The 23,937-nt window shown below is 33.7% G+C and carries 29 protein-coding genes and 1 riboswitch; of the genes, 10 read left to right on the forward strand and 19 right to left on the reverse strand.

The annotated features are described in order from the left end of the window. Positions 1 to 12 precede the first annotated feature (12 nt). From BK054_RS06940 to BK054_RS06985, 10 genes are all read right to left on the reverse strand, one after another. The gene (locus BK054_RS06940; RefSeq protein WP_071307148.1) at positions 13 to 999 is read right to left on the reverse strand and encodes a transposase; all 987 of its coding nucleotides are present in this window, start codon (positions 997 to 999) and stop codon (positions 13 to 15) included. Next, on the reverse strand, positions 986 to 1,339 hold the full coding sequence (locus tag BK054_RS06945) for a hypothetical protein (RefSeq protein ID WP_006260368.1): 354 nt from the start codon (positions 1,337 to 1,339) through the stop codon (positions 986 to 988). Before BK054_RS06945 ends, BK054_RS06940 begins: the two co-directional genes overlap by 14 nt. A gap of 38 nt (positions 1,340 to 1,377) precedes the next feature. Then, entirely contained in the window at positions 1,378 to 1,707 is a 330-nt protein-coding gene (locus tag BK054_RS06950; protein ID WP_232234347.1) for a GNAT family N-acetyltransferase, read from the reverse strand. Between the two features lie 74 nt (positions 1,708 to 1,781). Further along, positions 1,782 to 2,588, reverse strand: coding sequence for a DUF4465 domain-containing protein (locus BK054_RS06955; protein WP_071307149.1), 807 nt, complete (start codon positions 2,586 to 2,588; stop codon positions 1,782 to 1,784). A 53-nt stretch (positions 2,589 to 2,641) separates the two neighbouring features. After that, the gene (locus tag BK054_RS06960) at positions 2,642 to 3,739 is read right to left on the reverse strand and encodes a DUF4465 domain-containing protein (protein ID WP_016650063.1); all 1,098 of its coding nucleotides are present in this window, start codon (positions 3,737 to 3,739) and stop codon (positions 2,642 to 2,644) included. A gap of 21 nt (positions 3,740 to 3,760) precedes the next feature. Next, the gene (locus tag BK054_RS06965; protein ID WP_071307150.1) at positions 3,761 to 4,726 is read right to left on the reverse strand and encodes a PKD domain-containing protein; all 966 of its coding nucleotides are present in this window, start codon (positions 4,724 to 4,726) and stop codon (positions 3,761 to 3,763) included. A 14-nt stretch (positions 4,727 to 4,740) separates the two neighbouring features. Then, complete coding sequence (locus tag BK054_RS06970) at positions 4,741 to 5,877, reverse strand: YncE family protein (RefSeq protein WP_006266194.1); 1,137 nt, start codon at positions 5,875 to 5,877, stop codon at positions 4,741 to 4,743. Next, positions 5,874 to 7,943 (reverse strand): TonB-dependent receptor, encoded by a 2,070-nt coding sequence (locus tag BK054_RS06975; RefSeq protein ID WP_071307151.1) that lies wholly within the window; start codon positions 7,941 to 7,943, stop codon positions 5,874 to 5,876. The genes BK054_RS06970 and BK054_RS06975 overlap by 4 nt, the downstream gene beginning before the upstream one ends. Before the next feature lie 112 nt (positions 7,944 to 8,055). Next, positions 8,056 to 8,237: riboswitch (cobalamin riboswitch) on the reverse strand. Between the two features lie 57 nt (positions 8,238 to 8,294). Next, complete coding sequence (locus BK054_RS06980) at positions 8,295 to 8,735, reverse strand: MepB family protein (RefSeq protein ID WP_006257584.1); 441 nt, start codon at positions 8,733 to 8,735, stop codon at positions 8,295 to 8,297. Positions 8,736 to 8,811: 76 nt separating this feature from the next. After that, complete coding sequence (locus BK054_RS06985) at positions 8,812 to 9,633, reverse strand: hypothetical protein (protein WP_006257583.1); 822 nt, start codon at positions 9,631 to 9,633, stop codon at positions 8,812 to 8,814. Positions 9,634 to 9,885: 252 nt separating this feature from the next. On the opposite strand from BK054_RS06985, the gene BK054_RS06990 reads away from it, so the two are divergent. The 8 genes from BK054_RS06990 to BK054_RS07025 all read left to right on the forward strand — a co-directional run bounded on the left by BK054_RS06990 (position 9,886) and on the right by BK054_RS07025 (position 16,281). Then, the gene (locus BK054_RS06990; protein WP_071307152.1) at positions 9,886 to 11,094 is read left to right on the forward strand and encodes an outer membrane beta-barrel protein; all 1,209 of its coding nucleotides are present in this window, start codon (positions 9,886 to 9,888) and stop codon (positions 11,092 to 11,094) included. A 408-nt stretch (positions 11,095 to 11,502) separates the two neighbouring features. Beyond that, positions 11,503 to 11,928, forward strand: coding sequence for a hypothetical protein (locus tag BK054_RS06995; RefSeq protein ID WP_071307153.1), 426 nt, complete (start codon positions 11,503 to 11,505; stop codon positions 11,926 to 11,928). Then, the gene (locus BK054_RS07000) at positions 11,925 to 12,293 is read left to right on the forward strand and encodes a BlaI/MecI/CopY family transcriptional regulator (protein WP_006257580.1); all 369 of its coding nucleotides are present in this window, start codon (positions 11,925 to 11,927) and stop codon (positions 12,291 to 12,293) included. Before BK054_RS06995 ends, BK054_RS07000 begins: the two co-directional genes overlap by 4 nt. A gap of 2 nt (positions 12,294 to 12,295) precedes the next feature. Then, a complete protein-coding gene (locus BK054_RS07005) occupies positions 12,296 to 13,498 on the forward strand; it encodes a M56 family metallopeptidase (RefSeq protein ID WP_071307154.1) in 1,203 nt (400 codons plus the stop codon). Beyond that, positions 13,495 to 14,295, forward strand: coding sequence for a hypothetical protein (locus BK054_RS07010; protein ID WP_016650071.1), 801 nt, complete (start codon positions 13,495 to 13,497; stop codon positions 14,293 to 14,295). The genes BK054_RS07005 and BK054_RS07010 overlap by 4 nt, the downstream gene beginning before the upstream one ends. Positions 14,296 to 14,381: 86 nt before the next feature. Then, the gene (locus BK054_RS07015; RefSeq protein ID WP_071307155.1) at positions 14,382 to 14,864 is read left to right on the forward strand and encodes a hypothetical protein; all 483 of its coding nucleotides are present in this window, start codon (positions 14,382 to 14,384) and stop codon (positions 14,862 to 14,864) included. A gap of 78 nt (positions 14,865 to 14,942) precedes the next feature. Next, the gene (locus BK054_RS07020; protein ID WP_071307156.1) at positions 14,943 to 15,734 is read left to right on the forward strand and encodes an energy transducer TonB; all 792 of its coding nucleotides are present in this window, start codon (positions 14,943 to 14,945) and stop codon (positions 15,732 to 15,734) included. Positions 15,735 to 15,804: 70 nt separating this feature from the next. Next, the gene (locus BK054_RS07025) at positions 15,805 to 16,281 is read left to right on the forward strand and encodes a hypothetical protein (RefSeq protein WP_006266203.1); all 477 of its coding nucleotides are present in this window, start codon (positions 15,805 to 15,807) and stop codon (positions 16,279 to 16,281) included. Between the two features lie 154 nt (positions 16,282 to 16,435). On the opposite strand, the gene BK054_RS07030 is transcribed toward BK054_RS07025, so the two are convergent. Genes BK054_RS07030 through ruvC form a run of 6 tightly spaced genes read right to left on the reverse strand, consistent with a single transcriptional unit; the run spans position 16,436 to position 20,208 of the window. Further along, positions 16,436 to 16,966 (reverse strand): GNAT family N-acetyltransferase, encoded by a 531-nt coding sequence (locus BK054_RS07030; protein ID WP_006266204.1) that lies wholly within the window; start codon positions 16,964 to 16,966, stop codon positions 16,436 to 16,438. Positions 16,967 to 17,002: 36 nt separating this feature from the next. Next, positions 17,003 to 17,365, reverse strand: coding sequence for an MmcQ/YjbR family DNA-binding protein (locus BK054_RS07035; protein WP_006266205.1), 363 nt, complete (start codon positions 17,363 to 17,365; stop codon positions 17,003 to 17,005). Positions 17,366 to 17,367: 2 nt separating this feature from the next. Then, positions 17,368 to 17,739 carry an MmcQ/YjbR family DNA-binding protein gene (locus tag BK054_RS07040; protein WP_006266206.1) on the reverse strand — a complete coding sequence of 124 codons (372 nt, stop codon included), beginning with the start codon at positions 17,737 to 17,739 and terminating at the stop codon, positions 17,368 to 17,370. Between the two features lie 3 nt (positions 17,740 to 17,742). Beyond that, positions 17,743 to 18,513, reverse strand: coding sequence for a cyclase family protein (locus BK054_RS07045; RefSeq protein WP_071307157.1), 771 nt, complete (start codon positions 18,511 to 18,513; stop codon positions 17,743 to 17,745). Between the two features lie 4 nt (positions 18,514 to 18,517). After that, a complete protein-coding gene (gene hemW, locus BK054_RS07050; RefSeq protein ID WP_071307158.1) occupies positions 18,518 to 19,651 on the reverse strand; it encodes a radical SAM family heme chaperone HemW in 1,134 nt (377 codons plus the stop codon). Continuing rightward, on the reverse strand, positions 19,651 to 20,208 hold the full coding sequence (ruvC, locus tag BK054_RS07055; protein ID WP_006257569.1) for a crossover junction endodeoxyribonuclease RuvC: 558 nt from the start codon (positions 20,206 to 20,208) through the stop codon (positions 19,651 to 19,653). Before ruvC ends, hemW begins: the two co-directional genes overlap by 1 nt. A gap of 170 nt (positions 20,209 to 20,378) precedes the next feature. Here ruvC and BK054_RS07060 point away from each other — a divergent pair, with 170 nt between their 5' ends. Continuing rightward, positions 20,379 to 21,317 (forward strand): lysylphosphatidylglycerol synthase domain-containing protein, encoded by a 939-nt coding sequence (locus BK054_RS07060; protein WP_006257568.1) that lies wholly within the window; start codon positions 20,379 to 20,381, stop codon positions 21,315 to 21,317. A 27-nt stretch (positions 21,318 to 21,344) separates the two neighbouring features. Here BK054_RS07060 and BK054_RS07065 read toward each other — a convergent pair whose 3' ends face one another. Further along, complete coding sequence (locus BK054_RS07065) at positions 21,345 to 21,824, reverse strand: hypothetical protein (RefSeq protein ID WP_006257567.1); 480 nt, start codon at positions 21,822 to 21,824, stop codon at positions 21,345 to 21,347. A 47-nt stretch (positions 21,825 to 21,871) separates the two neighbouring features. On the opposite strand from BK054_RS07065, the gene BK054_RS07070 reads away from it, so the two are divergent. Next, positions 21,872 to 22,372, forward strand: a complete 501-nt coding sequence (locus BK054_RS07070; RefSeq protein WP_006257566.1) for a DUF456 domain-containing protein — start codon at positions 21,872 to 21,874, stop codon at positions 22,370 to 22,372. 159 nt (positions 22,373 to 22,531) lie between these two features. Here BK054_RS07070 and BK054_RS07075 read toward each other — a convergent pair whose 3' ends face one another. Beyond that, positions 22,532 to 22,858, reverse strand: a complete 327-nt coding sequence (locus BK054_RS07075; RefSeq protein WP_071307159.1) for a hypothetical protein — start codon at positions 22,856 to 22,858, stop codon at positions 22,532 to 22,534. Positions 22,859 to 22,925: 67 nt separating this feature from the next. After that, a complete protein-coding gene (locus BK054_RS07080; RefSeq protein WP_071307160.1) occupies positions 22,926 to 23,798 on the reverse strand; it encodes a DMT family transporter in 873 nt (290 codons plus the stop codon). Between the last annotated feature and the right edge of the window lie 139 nt (positions 23,799 to 23,937).

Here is a 23,937-nt window from a genome sequence, read left to right on the forward strand (position 1 = left end):
AAAAGTTGGGGACTAGGCAAAAAGTCTAGTTAATCTAAAAAGGAAAAACTTCTTATCTCTAACACCTCTATACATCATACGGAAGTATTTAATTTTGGCATTAAATGATTCCGCAGAAGCATTTGTACTTCTATTAATAAAGTAATTGATGATTTCGTTATAGTGTACATTAAACGTCTTTAAAACAGTACTAAAGTGTTTGAGTGAAGCTTTTTCAATATCATTAAACCAATGAGCAAGCTTAGTCATAGCTATTTCTTTATCTATTTGTAGATTATATATCTGTCTAAGGTTATTAGCAAGTAGATAGGCTTGTTTAATCTCTGGGTATAATTCAAATAGTATCTTAGCTCTTTCTTGTTGGTCAGATGTCCAATTAATTTGGTTTTTATAAAGTAGAGAACGTGAGCGAACTAAAAGTTGCTTCTTAGTATCTCCATTACTAAGTATTTCAGGATTATATATAATGCCTTCTTCCTTAGCCTTTAAAACAGCAGTGTTCTCAGCGTCAAGCTCAGCCCATCTATATTTTATTCTAATATCTTGTACAGCTTCACTTACAAGCTTTTGTACATGAAAACGATCAATTACTTGCACAGCTTTAGGGAAGCACTTCTTAGCTATCTGTTTCATAGCCCCTGCCATATCTAAAGTAATCTCGGTAACTTTATCTCTAAGTTTTTTAGGTAGTTTAGATAGATGCTTTATTACAGTATCTGATTTTGTTCCTTTAACTATCGCTACAATGGTCTTTTTCTGACCTTTACCTGCTTTAGAAGTCAGTATAGTGTACAATTCTCCCATAGATAAACATACTTCATCTATGGACAGTTGTTCAGTTATATTTTCTGGATAGAGTAGCCAGTCTTGTGCATGTTCTTGTTGATTCCATTGTTTGAAACCACTAGTTTTATGTTTGTATTGGCGTTGAAACTTTTCACCTTTAACTCCAAATAATTCACCAATAGCCTTACAGCTAAGTACTTTAGTATCGGCCAATTTTTTTTAAGAACTCCGAAAACTCTGTAGTCATTCGTGTTCCTTCTGCGATGATATTCCAATCACGTGATATAATTTCTCCTGTTTGTTTATCTGTCCAACGACGACGTTGTACGTGTAGTTTAACTGATTTACCTCGTAACGGGAAGTCTTCAATAGTAATCATACTATGGAAACCTTTAGAAATAAGCTGTCTTTCAGCACATTGATTTCCGTAATCATTCTTCTCTTCAAAGTAGATATGTAGTTTGGTCTCTAATTCTTCTACTTTAGTAATATTGAAGTGTTCTACTAAGTAAGTAGGTAAGATTAGTTTTAGTATTTCTTGGCTATCCATCATAGCACAAAGATATTATTTTACACTTTCCTCCCCAACTTTTAACGTTGATCCTCTATATGTTGTATGATCTGCTGGCATAGTTTATTTCCTAGACCAAGCCCTTGATGCTGTGGGCGTATATATAGATTAGTAATCTCACATGTCGTATCAGTAAGTCTGTGCATGGCGATACAGCCTGCTAGTGTACCATTCACTTTAGCTATATATAGTAACGCTTCATTAGAGACGTTATCTGTACTTGAGTTAGGACTTATGCTGATGGAGTTGTCTAATGGCCTTAAATCTGCTTGTATAGCTCTATTGTATTCTGTAAGTAATTGTTCTATATCTGTAGTCATAGTTAGTGACTGTATTATCTGGATGTTCATTATTAGGTGTGTTAATCTAAAGGATAGAACAAGGTATAAAAAAGGACTATTGTACATAGTCCTTTTAATGATGTTTAATTGGTTTTATAAACTGTAAGATTTTTAGCTGTAAAGTATGCAGGTGTGTTAACTCCCCATTCTCCTTTATCAGATGAATCTATATAAAACACCAGGTATTTTATATTAGTTAGTTTTTCTAAATTTACTTTTTGCCAGTCCATATTTACTTTGTCAACTTCTTTTCTATAATCAATCAGGAAGTGTTCTATTGGTTCTGTAGCAATAGCTTTATTACTATCTAGTCCATAAACAAGTACTTTAAAGAAATCTCCTTTTACAAACTTCTTTGCAAAAGCATCTCCTCTTTGAGTTGAGTGATATGTGTATGGGCTTAATGCTAATTCTATTGATTCTACAGAGTAGCTCTCTTTAAGAGTAACTACTGTTAATGCTTTATCAGTATCTATAATATCCCCTTTCTTTAGGTCTGATGGAACTCCTGAAGTGTTAGCAACTAAGAATGGTGTAGTGTTATCAGCCATTGTACCATACATGTAAGTAGGAAAGTTGTCATTATGATCCTCTTTATCTGTACTGTTGGATACAGTAAAGCCATTCCAATATTTAACACCACTAAAATCATTTACTTTATGACTGAATGTATAAGGAGAAACAACTAGAGGTGTGTTTTCAAATGTTTCTCTCCATATTTTGCCATCTTTTGTATCTAGCGTTAAAGGAACTGAAGAAAGATTTAATGATTCTCTTTCTCTTAATGGTATGCTATTATCATCACTAGAGCAACTAGTAAATGTAGTAGCAGTAAGAAGTGTAAGCCCTAATATTAAAGAGGTGCTTAACCTTAAGAAATGTTTTTTCATAGTTTTTTATTTAAAGATTTAAAGAACTATTCTAGTAGTTGTTCTTTAGTTAATTATTTGTCTATTTTATCGACTGTTAGGTTGTCCATAGTAAAATATAATGCCGTATTAGCTCCCCACTGTCCTACATCAGTAGTTTCTAAGAAAAATACTAAGTACTTAACTTCTCCTAATGAAGATAGGTCTACTTTATTCCAATTTTTATTTATTTCATTTATACCTTCTCTAAAATCAACGAAATAATGAGTCACAGGTTTAGCAGTAGTAAGTTTTTTATCTTTACTAACTCCATAAATATGAATAGCGAAGTAGTCTCCTTTTTTAAATTTATTAGCATAATCATCCCCTTCTAAAATTCCATAGTATGGCCAAGGACTTATTGCGAAGTTAGCACTTATAGCTCTGTATGAATTGTTGTTATCTTCGATAGTTATCACAGATGAGAATCTATCAATAGCAAATGGTTTATTTGGATCTAGAAGAGTTGGGTGGGGTTTGTGATCAGCAAAAGATACCAAAAAAGGAGAGCCTTTACCTGCGCTTCCTCCTTGAGGCATTGTTCCCCACTGATTATCTAACCAACCATCACCTTTGTATTGATTGCTATTATCTGTACTATTAGACACAGTGAACCCCATCCATGTGTTATAGTCAGTATATGCAATATGTTTAAAATTGAAAATATCACTTTTTAGTTCAGCATCTTCTGTATAAGTGTCTTTCCAGATTTTACCTCCTGTAGTAGCTTGACCATCAGCTAGATTGAAAGTAGAAAGGTCAAGTGTAACATAGTTATAATTATAACTTTTAGCTACATCAACTTTATAGGTATAATAACGATGAGAATTTCCTTGTTCTACTATTAAAACTAGATCTCTAGTTCCAGGTGTATTGTATGTGTACTTTAATACCTGTTCATTGGATAGAATAGTTCCTGAAGCGTTGTCTTTCCATCTGTAGACAGCATTAGCAATGTTCAGTTGTGGATCTATGGTAACTTCATCGAAAGTTACAGATTCAACTGTTCCATTAAACGTAGGTATTACATAAGGAGCATTATCATCATTAGAACAGCTCGTAAATGTAGATGCTGTTAGTAAAGTTAGTCCTAAAAATAGTATAGAACTTAACTTAGTAAAGTGTTTTTTCATAATTTGTAATGGTTAATTATTTTATCTAGTAGGAACGTTTAGTTTGGCTTTATGTAAGTCAATTACTCCTGCTACTTCTGTAGAAGTTTCGCCTAACCAACCAGCCTCTTGATCCATAGCAGTGTATACTTTAATGAAATCTACTCCAGGAAGCTTTACTTTGCTACCTTTTTTATCAACAGCCCAATTAATATCGATGGCTGCATCTATATGGCTATTAACTTGGTTGTCTACGTAACCATATTCATATTCTGGTAAAACCCAGTAAGTACCTTTTCCACTAGTGTCAGAAGCATTATTTGGTAGTCTAGATCCTTTGAATGTAATCTTTTTATCGGTTATCCAAAGAGGATAGTAACTTTGGTCATGGAATTGGTTTTTAGGTTTATAACCTTTTTGACCTTGATTAGTTTCAAAGTAAATGTATTTGTCAAAATCTCCTTTTTTAGCATCTAACTCAGGAGAAGGTTTGTGAAATGTTATTTCATAATGTGGAATAGTGTTAGGGTTCTTATATTCACTACCAGCTATTTCATACCATTCATCTTCATCAGGTTTACCATTTTTATTTTTATCAAAAGCAACCATGATAATACCTGGCTCTGAACTGTTCTTAAAAGCATTACCTAATACAACAAAGTCTCTTCTGCCATCCTTATTAGGTATGGTATGGTCAAACCCCATTACAATATATCCTCCAAAACCTCCAAGTGATACCATAGATAGTTTGTCGCCAGAAATAGCTTTCAATGCTTTCTGATTCATTATTTCTTGAGTATCACCTACTTCATATTTAGGTAAGTCATTTACAAATTGACCTGGAGCAGGAAGAAAGTCTAATACCTTAGTTACGTCACTATAGTTATATGATATAGAGTCAACAAATTCTTCTTCTTGAGTGTTATCATCACTCGAACAGCTATAAAAAGTAATAGCTGATAAGCATAGAGTAGCTATTAGGCTTAGTTTTAATCTTTTTGTTTTCATATTTAGTTATTGGTTTATTTTTTAATGAATGCTATATGAGCTGGTATATTACCTCCAGTTGTCTTCCATTTAAGTTTTCCTTCAGGAGAAAAACAATAAACAAATCCTGTACCTATATAATCCTGTGCGTCCGTCATGAAGATTTCTTTGGTTTCAGGATTGACTGCTATTCCATAAGGTATCTGTATTTGTTTTTCTGTGCCATCAGTGATGATGTTATCAGTAATAACCTGTTTAGTCAATGTATTAAGAATACCATACGACACATTATTACCTCCTGTGTTATGTTTATAAGAAGTAGCGTAGTAGTATAGCTTGTCATCGTCCATAGTCATATTAGATACAGGGATGTCAAGCTTCTGTTTCACTTGATCAGTGTTAGAGTCTATTACGTATAAGTTAGGCTCTATACTGTAATAATCACCTCGTGAAGAAACATAGATGTCTCCAGCTTTATCAATTTGCATACGATGTAAGTTGATGGCTACATCTATCTTTTTGGTTTCTGTAAATGAAGGAATGTCTATCACTGATACTGTAGTATCATAATTAGGAACACGGTATCCTCCAGAGTTAGCCACATATAGTTTATTTCCTTTAATGACCATTTCTTCAGGTTGATAACCTACCGTTACTCGTCTAGTTACTTCTAAGGATAAGGTATCTATCTCCGCTACAAAACCACGTTCTGCATTTGGATTAATCTCTACTTTTCCTGCATAAGAGCTAACGTACGCCTTACCATCTTTAAAAGCTAAATAACGACAGTTAGGTACATGTATTTGCTTAATATGTTTGCCTGTTTCTACATCAAATACTTCTATGAAGTTTGATACGTTAATAGTAGCATAAGCTTTAGTACCATATATCTTGATATCATTACCTACATCACCTAGTTCTTTAGTAATGTTTGGATTTCTTTCTGAGAAGATATCTCTAGTATACGTTCCGTTGTGATATTCAAATAAGTCTATAGACGCTCTGTTCATTCCCATATTACCTTCATTAAGCAGGTAAAAACCACTGAATTTATTAGTGGAAACAGGAATAGATACTTGTGAACTATCGGATAAGAATATCATCTCATCTTTGCGACAACTTACTAATGTTAGTAATGCTAAAGCAAGGAATATTATTTTATTTAATTTCATAGGTCAAAACTTAAAGTGAAACGGAAGTTACGTCCAGGCATTGGGAAGTTACTCACAACTTCATAATATTGATTAGCAATATTGTTTGCCTCTATGCTTGCTTTAAAGTGGTATTGTCGCCATTTAAAGCTTTTAAGTAAGGAGATATCATGCGTATACCAAGGCTGTATTTCATTTCGCTTGATATTGTTTTTGTTTCCATTATAGCGTTCTCCTACATAAATAAAGCTATAGTTAAGCCCCCAATCTTTATAATCTAGACTAACAATAGATGACCCTGAATGCCAAGGAGCATAAGGTATCTGATCTCCGTAATAAGAAGGCGTCCCATATAGTGTCTTGCTTTTGTCTTTGGCAACCGTATATTCATAAGTTAGATTTACTCCTAACTTTAAGTCCTCCATGATTTTTAGAGTAGTACCTAAGTTAGTTTCTATTCCGTAGTTTTCTACTTTTCCTAGGTTAGTCATCATCCATCTCATCATACTAGAAGTAGGAGTAGCGATAATCTTATCTGTAATATTAGCATAATAAGATTCAACAGACAGATGTACTTCTTCAAAAAGAGACTGTTGAAACTGTTTGTTATAAGTAAAACCTAAGTTAACCTGTCTAGATGCTTCAGGCTTTAAGTTAGCTGTACCTAATTGGGTATAATAAAGGTCATTAAATGTAGGTAGTCTATAAATATACTTATAAAATGAATGAATGACTAAGTTCTCATTATCCCATGGTTTATAGCTTAGGAACACAGAAGGTGCCCAAAACTGACGATCAGGTGCCTCAAAGTTATAACGTACTTTCTCTTTTGTAAATGTTCCTAGTATATTAGCCTGAGCCTTTACTTTACCTAGATTTACAGAAGTAGCAAGTGAAGTCAAGAATGTATAGCGTTCTGGATAAGAGAACGGAGTTCCTTGACCCTTACGTGTTGCGTTTAACTTATTGTATTGTAAATCTGTAGATAAAGATACATCCCATATATCAGTAAGCTTGTACAGGTGTGCTGCAGATAGATAATATTCTTGTTGAAAATAAGTATTGTCAAACTGTGGATTATAAGTTACCTCTTCTCCTTCGAAACCTACCGTCTTACGCGATAAGTAATGCATTTCATCATAAGCATATTTTCCTTTGAGTTGGAATTGATATCTGTCTGAAACAAATCTAGTCCATTCTCCTTGTGCCATGAAGTTTTTGTCTTGTTGACGTTCATTGATATTCTCTGTTTCAAGAGTAACATCACTTTTCTTAATAACAGCACCAGGTAGTCCTCTATCTGACTGATAGTAATATAAATTAGCTTGCCAAGTATCTTTATCTGTTTTGCCAAACCATGTATTCTCTATTCGATAGGCTTCTATATCACTATTCTGTCTATGACCAATAGTATCATAAGCTACAGAACCATCTATATTATGGCGTTTTTGTCTGAATTTATAATCACCATTAGAATAGATATATTCAGCACTGATAGAGGTGCTAATATTGTTATTTACTTTGATGTCTGTACGCACAGAAGGATTGACTAATTGGATAGAACCCGCCTTGTATTTAGCTGATATATTTACGTCTTTTCCTTCTTGGAAGATAGGTTTTTTAGTTTGTAGATATACAGTAGAAGCAGACGCAAACTCTTTAGCAGATTGGAAGATGGCACTGCGCTGACCATTATATAGTTTTACAGTCTCAATATTATCTAAAGAGAACTTACCTAAGTCTACGATTCCATTCTGCGCATTGCCTACTTGTACCCCGTTATAAAATACCCCTACGTGATGAGTACCCATATTACGAACGTCTACAGTCTTTAGCCCTCCCATACCACCATAATCTTTGATCTTCACTCCTGCGAAGTATCGTAGAGCATCAGCTACGCTATAACTATTAAGGCGTTGAAGTTTAGCTCCGTCTAGTGTCTGTACAGGTATAAGATCTCGAAAGACTTCTTTTTGTATCACGATCTCATTTAGAGCAGTGATACTGTCTTTAGGTGTCTGCGCATATATAGCAGTATTCGCCATACATAACACAGTGGTTAGTACTAGTAATTTTGTTTTTGTCATATTAGTTTTTGGCTAGTTGATTTTGACATTTGGAGTAGATATAAATGCGTCAAAATCATTGTTGCCAATGACTATATCATAGAACGCCTTATGTTTCATCCCCCGAAAACATCAAAACTTATTTTAGAATGGCAGGTATTCTGACTTACTCATAACGAATATCCTTCCCATCTATGCGACAGTGGATAACTAGATTCGTTATTATTTATGAGCTTACAGCAGCGGGTCTGTTTAGGATTTGCACCTAATTCCCTTTTTCGTATCACAATGATAACCAGTCTGATTACAAATATATAAAAAAAGCTTAATGGAAAGTATTTATTCTGTTAATGGTATTTTATTATAGAATCTTTAAAAATTATTCCAAAAAGGCAAGTGAGATTGATAAGTCTTTAAAGCTTGCTTATTCATTTCAGCCTCTAGATTAGGATAGACACGCATTCCTCTTTTGCCTTCTTTTTGTTCGGTAGAGATGATATTAAGTTTAGCTAATTCTTCTTTGGGGTATAGAAAGTACCCTTGTTGAGTAGATATAATAAAATAGTCAAAATCATCTTTAATATGATAAGGAATAGTCTTCCCTTCATAATCACGTTGCCAAATGGCTACGAAATAACCTACCTTTTTAGGTGTTACTTTAGCTTCTCTATATATAAATTTCTTATCATTTAGAGTAAAAGTACAAGCGTTATAATCATTTTTCTCTATACCCCACTGTATATCTGAGATACTAGTAGATATACAGTTTCCTAATATTTTATTTAGTTGTTCTATATAGTAATGAGGTAGCATTTAATGATATTTATCTATCGTTTTATTATGTTTATAAATGATTGGCATTAGAAAATTTAAACTCTTTTATTTCATATTATTTTTCTACTGTAAGTGCTTTATAGTTAAAAAACTCTTCAGTTATATATTCATTGTGATTTATTTTCTTAGTATATGTTGGATAATTATCTTTATTATATTGATATTCCTTGGTCTCTATGGGATAGAAAACACCTTTATATGTCTTTATATTGTTAGAAGGGGTATAGTTATATCTAATAGGAGAAAATGCAGTACGATATTCTAATACTGATAAGTTTAAAGGCATATCCTTAAAGGGATTATATGCTTCATCATATGTAAATTCTTCTCTTGGTAGAGTAGAACCCTCTAATTTGACACTGGTTACATTGCCTTTTGTATCATATAAGTATTCTATATTACTTTTATTTTCTGAAGCTATAGGATATACATAGTAAATTTGATTATTACTGTTCGTTTTGTATTCATAGTTAGAGTTGCTATACTTATTCGAAAGTACTTTAGTTAAGATTCCTTTGTCATTGTATACTAAAGCATCATCTTCTTTGATTTTTCCTAATGAATCTTTTTCTATTAAGTGAAGAAGCTTGTTAGAGGTATTATAAGTATAGTTTGTTTCTGACTTATTTAGATAGAATAACTTTTCATATCCTTTCTTCTTAAAATAATCTACAGTATAATGTTTTATTACATTACCATTTTTATTGTATTCAAAAGTTATTTCGGAGATTAAAATATTGTTGTTTTCTGTTGTAATTTTTTTGTAAGATTCTAATACAGTGATTGTTTTGTTGTTTTCAGTTGTATTGTCTGAGGAGCAACTACTTATGCTTATTGCAACTAATAAATAAGTGAAAAAAGTAATATTTCTAATCATAATTTGTAAGTGTTTAGTAAGTCTTAAAGATATACTTTTGTTTGATTACACTTATAGTTAATATGATATCCTCTCGACTTTTTTAATTTATGAATAGAAACAATGAGTAAACTTACTAATCTTATGGAAATTACTACTGTTATTATTTGACAATATAAATAAGTTTGTGTTTTTGTTTGAAAATGTTAATAAGTAATTATTTTCTTTTGATTACTTTTAGATTTGTTTAACAATCTATTAAGTGTGTGAATTATGCGTAAACTATTTGTTTTTCTGTTTTTAGCTACTTCTTTAGTAGGGTTTGCTCAGATTAATTTTGAGCCAGGTTATTATGTTGATAATAATGGTAATCGGGTAGAGGGATTGATCAAAAATATTGATTGGATGAATAATCCTACTAGTTTTCTATATAAAGCAGATGAGAATGCTAGAAGTGAGAACATTCTTTTAGCGGATGCTAAAGAGTTCTCTATTCTCAATAAGAGTAAATATGAAAGACATAAAGTTAACGTTGATATTTCAAGTGATAAACTTCAAAATATGACTAGTGATTCTTTACCAATCTACAAGGAAGAAATGGTCTTCTTAAAATTATTAGTAGATGGTAAGGCAAAATTGTATACATACTATAATAATCAGAGTAAATTCTTTTATCAAAAAGAGGATAAAGAGATTATTCCATTAGTATATAAGAAGTATATTAAGGAAAATAGTAAGGTGAGTAAAGAAAATGGAAATATTGCTACTAATGATAGTTATAAACGTCAGTTATGGATGGACGTTAGTTGTAATACTGACTTAAAGAAGAGAATTAAATATTTAGAGTATAAAATTAAACCATTAACGAAGTACTTTCAGGAATATAATAATTGTGAAGGAGATGAAAGACAATTGTTTGAGAAAAAGAAAGACGGCAATAATCTTCATTTAAGTCTGCGTCCACAGGTATCTATTTCTACTTTTGATTTTGATAATAGTGTTAGTAATGAAAGTCATAATTTAGGAAGTAAAGTTGGTTTTGGAGTCGGTGTAGAATTAGAGTATACGCTTCCATTTAATAATAAAAAATGGAGCTTAATAGTAGAACCTACCTTTAAGAATGTGAATTTTAAGGAAAAGGGTGAAGTAGAGATTAAAATGAATTATAATTCTTTTGAACTACCTTTTGGAGTTAGATATTATTTCTTTATTAATGATAAGTCAAGAATATTTATTAATGCTTCTTATCAGTTTAATTTTGCTTCTAGTACAAGTATTAAGTTTAGTAAGGCTAACACAGAAGCATATAAAAGCCTGGATGTTAAATCTGCTAATAATGCAGTATTCGGTATTGGTTATAAGTATGATAGATTTAGTGTAGAGTATAGAGTTAGTACAAAAAGAGATGTATTGAAAGATTATTCATACTGGGATTCATCTTATGGCAATATGTCATTTATTTTGGGATATTCTTTTTTTTAAAAAATGTTGATATACAATGAAATGAACCATCTTATGATGGTTCATTTTTTATTTATACCTCTAGTTCGATTAAAAAGACTTTGTGTATTAGAACTTAATCGTGTTCTTTTAGCGTGATACCATTAGCATCTATCTAATAGATATGTACGCTCAGCTTGCACTTTCTTGGGGATTCCTAGGAGATTCCTAGGGGTTTTCTTGCCCAGAAGGTACTTTTGTCGAAGAAAGGTGCAAGGAACCCTCAAGCAATCCCCTAGCAAATCAAATGAAAACGATCATTAGTTTAGAAATAAACACTAATAAGAAATAGATCTTTTATGTACTTATTTTTAAAATAATGATGTGAATATTTGTTTTTCTAAGCAAGTGTTCTATATTTGTAGAACAACATCTACAAATATCAGTGTTATGAAGTATAGTGTATTCATTCTTAGTCTTGTAATAATTGTATCTTTCAGTTCTTGTAAGATTAATCAGAAGGTTGAAGGAGAGAAGGTAGGACGTTGGGTGTTTAAAAGTACAGTCGAGGGAAAGCAGGAAGTACAACGTGGAAAATACGACAATGAGGGTTTTCAGAAAGGAACCTGGAGGTATAAGCGAGATGGAAAGCTGTATAAAAAAGAAGTGATACGAGATTCTATAGCTCACACTACTTTTTATCACCCTAATCATAAGGTAGAAGCAATCGGTAAAACGGTATTGGTCAAAACTAATAAAGGTTTGCATTATTACTATACAGGATCTTGGTTTATCTATGATATAAAAGGGAGATTAATACAAGTAAAGCATTATAAAAAAGGAATATTAGAACATATTACAACAGTACGAGAATGATAAAACTACCACAAACAGAAGAACAACTAATGGAATATATTTGGGATATGGAGAAGGCATTTACAAAGGATATTATGGAAAAGTATCCAGAGCCTAAACCTGCTCAAACAACAGTGGCAACGTTATTAAAAAGATTAGTTGACAAAGGGTTTATTGATTATAAACTTTATGGTAACTCTAGAGAGTACTACCCTTTAATAGCGAAGGACGATTACTTTGAAAAACATCTTAACGTCATGGTAGAGAACTTCTTTGATAACTCTGCTTTGCGTTTTGCTTCTTTTTTTACTAGAAAAAGTAAGATGAGTAAACATGAATTAGAAGAATTAAAAAAAATAGTAGATGAACAGTTAAAAACGAAATAGCTATGTTATTATACCTATCCAAAATCACACTTATTCTCATTGCTTCAATAGTGATATATAAGCTGGTATTAGAGAATAGTAAAGCACATCACTTTAAGAGATATTACCTACTAGGGACATTGCTTATAGGACTGTTCTTACCATTTATTACTGTTTCTACAGATGTGGAGATGGTATCATGGAATCAAACTTTAGAAGAGTTAAACGACGTCATTATGGAAACTCCTAAACAGGAGGTGAAGGTTAATTCTACTATAGATTGGTCTTATGGAATAGGGGTGTTATATCTGATAGGTATATTATTCTCACTATCTAAGTTAGTAGTCGAAACTATCAAAATTAGAAGGTTAAAACAAGAAGGAACAAGTATAGAGTTCAATGATGTAGCTATAGTTTTATCTAGTCAAATCACAAATGCCTTCTCGTTTGGAAATACGGTGTACTTTCCTATAACAGAAGAAGTGTCAGAAGACAATAAAATATTGCAACATGAGATAGTACACGTACAGCAGCGACATAGCTTAGATATTCTATTAATAGAGATGTTAAAAGTGTTCTTTTGGTTTCACCCAATATTCTATTATTATAAGACGTGTATTGCCTTAAATCATGAGTTTTTAGCTGATGACTCGAGCGTTTCTTCTCAAGAAGAAGCAGGAGCATATTTACAGTTATTATTAGCTCAGACTTATAAACAGCATGAGTTACAAGTAACGAGCTCTTTCAACTTTAACTTGACAAAGAAGCGATTCATCATGATTACAAAAAACAATAGTCCATGGAGAAATAGAGTAGGGATCAGTTTGTCTTGTATTCTTTTTTTATTAGTGGGTACACTTGCTATTCAAGCCAAGTCAACTAATCAGAAAGTGACGTCAGATACAAGTAGTAGACCGTTCCAAGCGACAGATACGCGAGCTCAATATCCAGGAGGAATGAATAAGTTTATTAATGACTTTCTTCTAAATTTTACAGATCCATATCCCTATTCAGAAGAGAGTGAAGCTAAAGTAGTAATACAGTTTACAGTAGAAACGGATGGGACGTTAGAGAATATAGTGGTTTTAAGAGATCCGCTAGGAGTAGGAGAAGAGATCGTAAAGACCTTAAGGACGATGCCAAAATGGCTTCCTGCACAGAAGAATGGAGAAGTAGTAAGCACAGTGTTTACTTTACCAATAACTTTTAAAAGAGCAACACCATGAGACCAATAACAACAGTATTATTATCATTTAAGCTATATGTTACTTGCGTAGTGACTTTATTAGGAGGTGTACTAACAAGTATGGGACAAGAGATATTAGAGGATTACAGTAACTTTCTTGCACTTGAGAAAGTTGAGCTTTCGTCAGGCGAGATACGTCTTCATAAAACTATAAAAGAAGTAGACTCTACTGTGAAGGGAGCAGAGTATATTAATAAGCATCGTTTGTTTTGGAACTACCTTGTAGTGAATTTTTCAGAGCCTTTAGAGAAGAATACATTTGCTTCGAATAAAGAGATTACTTTGTCACAAGATAGCGTTCTATCTATGATGGTGTCGGATACTATTTTTAGTCCGTTAGTAAAGAAGTATAACGCTCAAGTAATTAAAAAGAATAGTAAAAAAGATACGATCTCTATGGATGAAGTACTTAATGTTGCAGTTAAGTTCTTTAGTATAGAGAATATTACCCCAAAGGGAGAGTACACGGCGAGGATATGTGTAGGGCTAAATAGTATTAAAAATACTGAAGCTATACGTATGCCCTTTGTAGAAGCTTTTGCTTTCAATGCCATTATGAAGAATCTTAGAAATGAACAGTATGATGTGTATAATTACTTTATAGATTCAATAAGGGGTATTTATAAGTTAAACCTTGGTATTGATAAAGAAGAAAGATTGCTTCGTGCTCAGGGTGCTCTTTTTATACAGATGCTTCAGAGTGATAAACTGAAAGAGTTATTAGAAGATGAATATGATCTGAATAAGGAGGTATTACCTTTTGTACTTTCTTCGTAATTAGAATAAATTTATATCCAACCTGTCGTTAAAAGACAGGTTTTTTTATACTAGCACTTGAATAATTTGTATTTTTAAAACAAAAAATGAGAACTAATTATTTTAAGTACCTCTTCACTATTTATATCGTTACCTTAGTTATGGACTCGTTTGCACAAGATAGAGTAGTTATTCATGAGCATATCCCTAAGTCTGCTTTGATATGTGCTAGGTCCAATACAGATACTGTTGAATTTACGCATAATAAGCAGTTTAAACCTGCTTCTTCTCGTGTGAGTGCTGAGCAATTATCTATAAACTTTTCTAAGCACTTCTATCAAGCATTTCCTGATAAGAAGGTGAGTAATAATATTAGCCTTGTTTTTGAATTAACTATTGAGAAAGACGGCTCTATTAATGGTGTCAGTGTGTTGCGCAGTAACTTTACATCAGAAGAGAACGATAGGCTAAAAGAGATTATTTATACGATAACAGCAGATATGTGGATTCCAGCTTCTTATAAAGGAGAGAAGATTACTTCACAGTATACGTTACCAATTATATTATTAGCAGATGTTAATGAAATTTAGTGTCAATGTGATGTAGGGGCTTTTTTGTTATAGTTATAAGAGATATCTTAGTTAGCTGTTAATAAAAAGCACATTATAATGTTCAATACAACGACAACTAAAGTAATACTAATATTTGTATCTACTACCTTATTTTGGTTTGGAGGAGGGATGCATAAAGTGGTAGCAAATAACCTATCGAATGAAGTATCTGTTCTGACAGATAAAAAGCACGCTAAGTATCCAGGTCATTTTATGAATGATTTTGTAAAAGCCTTTTACAAGAATAACCAAGAGATAGAGACAGAAGAGACAGAGCTTAGTTTTACTATTAACTTTACAGTAACAGAGTCAGGACAAGTAGATAATATTACTGTGCCGGGTATTACAGACTCATCTATATCAGAGGAGGTTGTCCGTACAGTGAAGTCTCTAAAGAAGTGGAAGCCTGCTATAGAGGGTAAAACAGCAATAGCATCACGATATTCAGTACCTTTTTATATTAATTTATCAGATGTTAAATCGGGTAATAGTAAGCCAGTATATTATGCAAAGAAAGAGGATAGCTTATATCAGATGGCAACTTATCCAGGTGGTATAGACGCTTTTTGGAAAGAGTATAATAAGAAAAGAGGGCCCAATGGAGAAGCTAATTTTGTTGGGGATAGACTGAAATACACAATTACGGTGACTATCGAGAAGGATGGCACAATGACAAGTCCTCAAGTTAAAGGAGTTGATAATGATAGACATCAACAGAACGTGTCAGAGGAGTTTATGAATATAGTAGGAAAGATGACCAAATGGTTCCCAGCTATGTATGATGGCAAACCGATTCGTAGTAAAATGAACTTTACATTTACCAATAATGTATCCATATTAGAAGTATAACGAAATCAAAGAAGAGGGCATATCGCTCTCTTTTTTTGTTTATCTTGAACTTGCTAAAAAAGAAAACAGAATGATACATAGAATCTTAAGACTAGTGTTTGTTTTTACCTTGTTTGTATTAGGTACTCAGTATAGTGTAGCTCAGAGAAAAAATAAAAAGTCAAAGAATAAACACACAACAGAAGTTGTTACAACACCTCAAGATACGATAGCTACGTATCAAGGAGATTTTAAAGAAGACTTCTTAAGGGCATTCTTTAAGGAGAGTGGTAAGATTGTATTTAATGGAGCAGAATTTAAGTTTGTTCTTAGTTTGTTATTGACTGATACAGGAGAGGTGAATGAAGTCATCGTTCTTGGTGTAGATAATAGCAATGTCAAGGAAAGAATGAAGACGATTGCGATGAGTGTAGGAACTTGGAATCCTGAGGTAAAAGAAGGAAAGCATGTCAAATCTCAAGTAACAATCCCTTTCGTTATTAAGCAGAGTGACTTTATTATGACTCCTGCAGATTTAAATAAGTTATTAGAGAAAAATAAAGAGTAAACGATCTGTTGGTATAGAACTATATCTCTGAAGAATGTAAACCTATTGATTTTTTATTGGTGTAATAATATCTCTGTAGTAAGTCCTTTATTTTTATACGAATTTATGGACTTACTACAGAGTCATTTAATAGAAGATTACCTTGCTGAGATTTCTATAAGTTGATCTCATATAAGACATGCTCTACTAGAGGATGGTCTTTAGGAACTAATGGGTGATTAAAGTTCTTTACATAAGACATTCCTATTTTCTCCATTACATTATACGAACGCTTATTCTGTGTCGTAGTGAATGAATAGATCTTATCTAACCCTAAAGTTTCTTTACCAAAGGCTAGACACGCTTTAGCAGCCTCTGTAGCATAACCTTTACCCCAGAACTGTGGTAGCATACGCCATCCTATCTCTACTCCTGGAGCGAAGTCCACATCAAAGGTAATATCTAATAACCCGACAAACCCAATAAAGCTTCCACTGCTCTTTTCCTCTACAGCGAAGAATGCATATCCTTGAGTATCTATTTTACTCTTCATATTGTTATATGCCTGTGTAGATTCCTCAGCTGTTTTCTTGTCTAAGAAGAATTCCATTACTTGATCATTCTGATTCATAGCTATAAAGTCAGCTAGATCACTTTCTTTGTATTGACGAATCAGTAGTCTATCTGTTTCTATAAATACCTTCATTGTTTTATTTATTTTATTGTTTGTAGAAGAGTAATACTATAGGTTAATCTCTTCACGTACCTTTTTAGTTAAGCTGTTGAATACTAAATCATACGAATGATCTATTAATTCTTTTAATAGAGGCCACTGTACAGAACCTCCTAAGTGTACACTGTTCCAGTGTTTTTTGCTCATGTGGTACCCAGGTGTGATTTCACTATAATCAGCACGTAATTCTTCTGCACGTTCAGGATCACACTTCAGATTGATAAAACAGTTCCCTTGTTCCCATTTCGTTAGGTTTAGGAGTAAGTATATTTTACCTCCCACCTTGAATGTCAGGGTTTCTTCATCAAAAGGGAAGTCCTCTACTGTCCCTTTTTTGTTTAGGCAGTAGTCATAGAGTATATGTACATCCATAGTTATAGTGGTGTTTTACCGAGTTGTATAAGTTCTTTGCGAGATAGAGTATCGTAGACTAAATCATAAGAGTGGTCTATCCATTCTTTGATTTGATCAGGTGTAAATCTACCTCTGAGATATACCGTATTCCAGTGTTTCTTGTTCATGGTATATCCATAAGTAATATCTTCATATTCCTCCCTTAATTCAGTTGCAAGTTGAGGTTCACATTTGAGGATAATATTACGATCACCCTGTTCCCAAAAGTGCATGGCAATCATAGCAAATATCTTTCCACCAACTTGGAATGTCATTAAGTTTTCGTCAAATGGAAAACCACTTGTAGCGTAAGGTCTAGAAGAACAATAGTCGTATAATTCATCTAGTTCCATAGTTTATATGATTTTATATAATACAGGTTTACTAGGACTAGCATCATTGACAAAAGAAGCTAGTTGTATATTCAGAAAATAGAACCCATCCTTTACCTCATCATCCACATATATCATTTCTGAAATGGTAGCTTCTAGTCTTGCATCATCGTTCAGATGGCGAGTATCTGTTACATTCCAGAACGCCTTATGAGCGAGTAGTTGCCCGCCATCTTCTTCTCTGTCTACACTTGGCAGATCTATAAGTAGATGATCTATACCTTGTTCTCTTAAGAAGGTAGCAGCCTCAGCACATAAGTAAGGAGGATTAGTATGAGAGTATTTTCTATGTTTTTTGTTTAGCTCATTAGGCGTAGTACGTATGATAATCGCTTTTTGATGATTAGCAGTCCATACCTTTTTTACCTGTGCTAATGTGATTACACAGTCTCCATCTTGTTGTACTTCTGGAGAGATAGTCACAAGTTGAGCAAAGAAGAAATATTCTTTTAAGCTCTCATTGACATTGTAGAAGTCATACGTGATATGTCCTAGACATTCTGTATGAGTCCCATGCCCATGAGGGTTGAAGGCAATATTATTAAAGTTAGTCGAAGACTTCCCATCACTTACTTTTCCTACCCAGTCTTCTACGACTACAGGAGATATCTCAGGCTTATCTAGATACCATGCGATAGGGTTATCGTCAGTATTGATAAGCGGGATAGAGATATCTATCGGCTTAGAGAAGTCGATTTGATAGTCTGTATCTGAATAGGTTATCGTTGCTTTCATTGTTTTATTTCAAATCTAAATAAAATAAATCAGATGCAATACCATCACTTAAGAATTTTCCCTTATTTGTGATTGTAAGGATATCACCTTCTTTATGCATGAGTTGCTCTTCTAAGAAAGGAGTGCTAAGTTTGACTAGATAATCGTGATAAGTCTTACCGAACTCTCTTTCTACACGAGTCAGATCTACTCCCCATATCGTTCTCAGTCCTGTCATGATATACTCATTATATCGATCCGTCAGGTTGAGCTCTTCTATTTCTCTAGGTAGTTTATCTTCTGAAATATCTTTGATATAAAGGCTGTTATTCGCTATATTCCAACTTCTGTGTACTCCGTCAAAGCTATGTGCTGAAGGACCAATACCCAAGTATTTTTTACCTAACCAATACGCTGAGTTATTCTTAGAATAATACCCCGGTTTAGCGAAGTTAGACAGTTCATAGTGGATATACCCATTCGATTTTAGAGTCTCTATTAACAGCATAAAATGTTGATGAGCTACTTCTTCTTCAGGACTAGGGATAACCCCTTTTTTGATTAGCTTATTTAAGGCTGTACGCTCCTCTACAGTTAGCGCATAGCACGATATATGTGGAATACCAAGGTCTAAGATACGCTGTACATTAGATAACCATCGTTCATTGCTCATATTCGGAATACCGTATATTAGGTCTATTGAGATATTGTCAAAGAGACTTGTAGCTATCTCTAGACATTCGATAGCTTCAGTAGAATTATGAGCCCTATTCATCATCTTCAGATCATCTTCATAGAAAGACTGAATACCGATACTTAATCGGTTCACTCTAGATTCTGCTAATTTGTATAAGGTCGCTTTATCTAGATCATCAGGATTCGCCTCTAATGTGATTTCAGGATTCTCATTAACCTCAAATAAATTATAGACTGTCTGTATTAGGTCATTAATCTCATCTACCTCCAAAATACTAGGCGTACCACCACCGAAATATATTGTCTCAATGATTTCACCATCTAGTTCAGTTTGGCGCAGTGCCATCTCATGTTTTAGACCTGCTAGCATTTCCTCTTTCTTCTTTAATGAAGTAGAGAAGTGAAAGTCACAGTAGTGACACGCTTGTTTACAGAACGGAATATGTATATAGATACCTGCCATTATTTCTTTACTCTATCTTGGTTTTGTTTTACGAATGCATCCCAGCCACTATAACTTTTAGTAGCCAATGTTCGCCCACTGTTAAAGAAGTGACAGACAGCCGCTGCTAGTCCATCCGTACTATCTAGATTATTAGGTAGTTCTTTTAGTCCAGGTAATAGTTGTTGTAGCATCTTTGCCACTTGTTCTTTACTTGCATTACCACTACCTGTGATTGCCATCTTTATTTTTTTAGGTTCATACTCTGTCACAGGGATATCGCGAGACAGTGCTGCAGCCATTGCTACCCCTTGAGCACGTCCTAGCTTTAGCATAGATTGAGGGTTCTTACCTAAGAACGGAGCTTCGATAGCAATCTCATCAGGGTGAAAAGTTTCAATTAATTCAATAGTTCTATCAAATATCAATCTTAGACGAGTATATCTATCCTCATACTTAGCTAATAGCAATTCATTCAGTTGAAGGAATTCCATCTTTTTATTCACCACCTTGATTACGCCGAATCCCATGATCGTTGTTCCAGGGTCTATACCTAATATGATTCTATCTACTGTCAATCTATTCTTGTTTTTAATATCTATGCAAAGATGATACGAAATCCACACTACTCCAAAAAACTGTTCAGTTTTGCTATAAACCTTAGCAACATAGCTTTTGTATAAGAGCTGTAGTCACTTTTTTGCACTAGATACACTATCACACTAAAAATATCGTTTACTTTGTAGCAATGAAGATACTATCTGACAAAACTAAGCAATATCTCGTACTTCTAATTAAAATATTAGTAGTAAGCGCTGCTTTTTATTACATCTATAATCAGCTGTCAAATGATGAGACACTGGACTTCCATATTTTAGGAGAAGTAGTGAGTGATCCTAAGAATTACCTTGCTATTGCTGCGTTGATGTTCTTGACATTCTCTAACCGCTTTGTAGAGATTCTGAAGTGGCAGAGTCTATCTTCGTTAATCAAACCAGTCTCAGTAGGACAAGCGGCTAAGCAAGTATTGAGTGCTTTGACACTTGGAATATTTACCCCAAATGGAATAGGAGAGTACGCTGGTAAGGCACTTTATTTTGAGAAGAAAGATGCCCCTCGTGTTATATTCTTGAATATGGTGTGTAACGGGGTGCAGGTGATCTACGCTATTGTTTTTGGGTTGATTGGGTTGACTATTCTGAATCAGTTCCATGAGATTATCCCCAATACGTATCTGTACATTGTATACGCTGTGATAGCAGTTGTATTTACGTTGTTATTCTCTATCAGAAACTTCGCTATAAAAGGCTATTCTATACAGACTATTCTCAATTTATTAAATGAGATACCAAAGAATAAACACCGCAAGAATCTATTCTTAGCCCTACTTCGCTATGCATCGTTTACCCATCAGTATGTGATTTTGTACTATCTATTTGGTGTAGATATACCTTATTTTGAACTCTTATGTGCAGTATCTGCTATTTATCTGATGGCCTCTTCATTGCCTAACTTTCAGTTTTTAGAGTTTGCTGTTAAAGGGAGTATTGCCATGTTTATCTTCACTGCTTTAGATGTTAATCAGTGGGTTGTTGCTTTAGTTGCTACCTTGATATGGTTACTGAATATTGTGTTGCCGATCAGTATCGGAAGTTACTTTGTATTGACATTTAAAGTAAAAAAATAGATAACAACAGCAGAGATACAGTACATATTACTGCTTACTCAAGACAACAGGAACCACGAATTGACTCTTCACAGGAACACCTCTTTTTAGAGCAGGATGTACTGTAGTGAAATCTTGACTTTGTTTGTGTAAGATATCATCTATTGTTTTAGTCAATCCTTTTAGGCTATCAGGAATCTCGTATAGCTGAAAGTCTATTTTAGAATTTGCTTGTACAGTCACCAGTATTTTGAGTGTGTCTAGTTGATCGAAGTTGCCTTGAATAGTATCTGCATTTAATCTTAACTGTAGATTTTGGGTAACATATGAAAAGAAACAATCCTTTTTAGCTTGGTTATCTGTTAGAGAATCACATGATTCTACAGACGGATAAGTATCTACCTTACTCCAGTCTATCTTCTCTAATTCCTCTTTTAATAAAGCCTCTTCGTCTAGTTGATAATTCGCTTTATTCTGACAACCTAGTAATACTATCGATAAGAAAATTGAAAAGAGTAATTTTTTCATAGCTTGGATTATTGTATCTTTAATTCTCAAAAATACAAAAAATACAGATGGAATATGTACTATTATTAATCAGTATCTTATTATTAGCAGGAGGACTTATCGGAAGTGTGCTACCTGCGCTCCCAGGATTACCTTTGAGTTGGGTAGGCATTCTATGTCTATATTTGACTAAGGGAGTAGAGATGGATCATCCTATTCTGTGGGTTAGCTTTGTGGTGATGATAGCGATTTCCATTTTAGATTATATCATTCCTGCACAAGGCACTAAGAAATTTGGAGGGAGTAAGTACGGCGTATGGGGAACCAATATCGGACTAGTAGTCGGGATATTTGCACCTATTCCATTAGGGTTTATCATAGGGCCATTTGTCGGAGCTTTAGTAGGAGAGTTGATCTATAATAGCAAAGAAAAAGGAAGAGCATTAAGAGCAGCTACAGGCTCACTAATCGGCTTTTTAGTTTCTACTTTTATGAAAGTAGTAGTCTCTATCATCTTTATAGGTTTAGGGATAAAGATTATTTGGAACAACGCCTCAGTGTGGTTCTAAGATAGTGGTCAATTATTTATCCAAAAGCAATGTTATACTGACGAAGGAAGCATCCCATACTATAAGAATTCTTGTATGAGATCTTTCCTACCGTCAAGGTGACACGCTAAACGTATATAGCAACACATTGCGTCTACTACTAAGTATTTGAACTTAGTACTATTGTTCTATTTTTACTTTGAATGTTTCTCTCCATGCACTTGATACTTGAGTCTTGATTTCAGAATTAGTGATACGCACTTTTAGCTCATCGTTAAAACGGACATTTACATCATTTGCGTACTCGTCGAAGTTATTGACACGTACATTCATACTACCATCTGCATTTAGAGGCATTAATCCATAGCTTGTATTAGCGCTAGGAGTGAAGTTAGCAGGAGTATTCGCTTGTGCAGGAGTGATGATAGAAATATCTTTAAATACTATCACTACTAGGCATGCAGCTATTACTGTAAGTATAGCTTTAGTGTATAAATCAACTTTCATAATATTTTTTTTAATAGTTAACTAGTTGAAATATACAAAAATAAGCGTTCTAAATATAGACTGTCTTTTATTTTTTACTTCCTAATAACGGTTTTTCTATAAAAGTAATTCCGATACCTAATAAGATAACAGCACCTCCTATCATCATCTGTATCGTGATTTGCTCATCTAAGAATACCCAAGCTAGTATAGCCGCTAGCAGTGCTTGACTAAGAAGACTTAGCGATACACGAGTAGCTCGCATATGCTGAGTAGAGTAGCTGATTAATAACCAAGCTAACAATTGACAGATAATACCTTGTATCACTAGTGTCACCCATCCCTCTGTAGACCATCCCGTAAAAGGCGAACCTGCTATTAGATTCACTATCGCTAAGAACACAGATGAGACCAGTAAACTATATGTCATAAATGGGATAACTCCTACAGTAGATAGCACCTTTTTACTCATCAAGATATAGCATGCATACAATATCCCTGACAATATCCCGAAGGCAAAAGGCAGGTCAAAAGAGAAATCCATGAACACTTCTAATCCGATAAGAACCACCATCCCTAGAATAGCGAATACTGTTCCTATCCAGAAGTTAGACGTAGGCTTAGTACTTAAGAATAAATAACTACCTATACCTACCCATACAGGAGCGAGGTTAGTCAGTAATGTAGCCTGTGTCGCAGAAGACCCTTGTATCGCATAGTTCCATACAGCGATATCAGACCCGAAGAATATTCCACATAGCACAATCAAGATCATTGTTTTAGCATCGTATAGCTTGATCTGTTTCGTAAAGATAGCATAAGGCACTACGAATACTGCAGCTATAGCCATACGATAGAAGGCAGATACCAGACTCGGAGTCAAGTTTAACTTCACAATCACAGGGAATATAGAGATACATATTATTCCGATAAACAATGCTATACGTGGTTTATTAGCCATAATGAGTCTGTTTTTTACTAGCTGCAAAGTAACACTTTTCTTTTGCTAGTCTATCTGTTTTTTAACAAAGGTTATTAGAATATGAGTTAGATTGTTGTGATTAGAGAAAGGGGTTTAACTTTTTCTTCTTACATTTAGT

Origin of the sequence: Myroides sp. ZB35, assembly GCF_001865835.1 — a bacterium.
Taxonomy (GTDB): domain Bacteria; phylum Bacteroidota; class Bacteroidia; order Flavobacteriales; family Flavobacteriaceae; genus Flavobacterium; species Flavobacterium odoratimimum.

Excerpts from the sequence above, each read along its gene's own strand:
- BK054_RS07065 (WP_006257567.1), bottom strand. The coding sequence starts at position 21,824 with ATGAAAAAATTACTCTTTTCAATTTTCTTATCGATAGTATTACTAGGT.
- BK054_RS07005 (WP_071307154.1), top strand. The coding sequence starts at position 12,296 with ATGTTATTATACCTATCCAAAATCACACTTATTCTCATTGCTTCAATA.
- BK054_RS07000 (WP_006257580.1), top strand. The coding sequence starts at position 11,925 with ATGATAAAACTACCACAAACAGAAGAACAACTAATGGAATATATTTGG.
- BK054_RS07060 (WP_006257568.1), top strand. The coding sequence starts at position 20,379 with ATGAAGATACTATCTGACAAAACTAAGCAATATCTCGTACTTCTAATT.
- BK054_RS07080 (WP_071307160.1), bottom strand. The coding sequence starts at position 23,798 with ATGGCTAATAAACCACGTATAGCATTGTTTATCGGAATAATATGTATC.
- BK054_RS06980 (WP_006257584.1), bottom strand. The coding sequence starts at position 8,735 with ATGCTACCTCATTACTATATAGAACAACTAAATAAAATATTAGGAAAC.
- BK054_RS06950 (WP_232234347.1), bottom strand. The coding sequence starts at position 1,707 with ATGAACATCCAGATAATACAGTCACTAACTATGACTACAGATATAGAA.
- BK054_RS07010 (WP_016650071.1), top strand. The coding sequence starts at position 13,495 with ATGAGACCAATAACAACAGTATTATTATCATTTAAGCTATATGTTACT.
- BK054_RS06965 (WP_071307150.1), bottom strand. The coding sequence starts at position 4,726 with ATGAAAACAAAAAGATTAAAACTAAGCCTAATAGCTACTCTATGCTTA.
- BK054_RS07035 (WP_006266205.1), bottom strand. The coding sequence starts at position 17,365 with ATGGATGTACATATACTCTATGACTACTGCCTAAACAAAAAAGGGACA.
- BK054_RS06960 (WP_016650063.1), bottom strand. The coding sequence starts at position 3,739 with ATGAAAAAACACTTTACTAAGTTAAGTTCTATACTATTTTTAGGACTA.
- BK054_RS07040 (WP_006266206.1), bottom strand. The coding sequence starts at position 17,739 with ATGGAACTAGATGAATTATACGACTATTGTTCTTCTAGACCTTACGCT.
- BK054_RS06990 (WP_071307152.1), top strand. The coding sequence starts at position 9,886 with ATGCGTAAACTATTTGTTTTTCTGTTTTTAGCTACTTCTTTAGTAGGG.
- hemW (WP_071307158.1), bottom strand. The coding sequence starts at position 19,651 with ATGGCAGGTATCTATATACATATTCCGTTCTGTAAACAAGCGTGTCAC.
- BK054_RS07015 (WP_071307155.1), top strand. The coding sequence starts at position 14,382 with ATGAGAACTAATTATTTTAAGTACCTCTTCACTATTTATATCGTTACC.
- BK054_RS06955 (WP_071307149.1), bottom strand. The coding sequence starts at position 2,588 with ATGAAAAAACATTTCTTAAGGTTAAGCACCTCTTTAATATTAGGGCTT.
- BK054_RS07030 (WP_006266204.1), bottom strand. The coding sequence starts at position 16,966 with ATGAAGGTATTTATAGAAACAGATAGACTACTGATTCGTCAATACAAA.
- BK054_RS06995 (WP_071307153.1), top strand. The coding sequence starts at position 11,503 with ATGAAGTATAGTGTATTCATTCTTAGTCTTGTAATAATTGTATCTTTC.
- BK054_RS07045 (WP_071307157.1), bottom strand. The coding sequence starts at position 18,513 with ATGAAAGCAACGATAACCTATTCAGATACAGACTATCAAATCGACTTC.
- BK054_RS06970 (WP_006266194.1), bottom strand. The coding sequence starts at position 5,877 with ATGAAATTAAATAAAATAATATTCCTTGCTTTAGCATTACTAACATTA.
- BK054_RS07075 (WP_071307159.1), bottom strand. The coding sequence starts at position 22,858 with ATGAAAGTTGATTTATACACTAAAGCTATACTTACAGTAATAGCTGCA.
- BK054_RS06945 (WP_006260368.1), bottom strand. The coding sequence starts at position 1,339 with ATGATGGATAGCCAAGAAATACTAAAACTAATCTTACCTACTTACTTA.
- BK054_RS07025 (WP_006266203.1), top strand. The coding sequence starts at position 15,805 with ATGATACATAGAATCTTAAGACTAGTGTTTGTTTTTACCTTGTTTGTA.
- BK054_RS06985 (WP_006257583.1), bottom strand. The coding sequence starts at position 9,633 with ATGATTAGAAATATTACTTTTTTCACTTATTTATTAGTTGCAATAAGC.
- BK054_RS06975 (WP_071307151.1), bottom strand. The coding sequence starts at position 7,943 with ATGACAAAAACAAAATTACTAGTACTAACCACTGTGTTATGTATGGCG.
- BK054_RS07020 (WP_071307156.1), top strand. The coding sequence starts at position 14,943 with ATGTTCAATACAACGACAACTAAAGTAATACTAATATTTGTATCTACT.
- BK054_RS07070 (WP_006257566.1), top strand. The coding sequence starts at position 21,872 with ATGGAATATGTACTATTATTAATCAGTATCTTATTATTAGCAGGAGGA.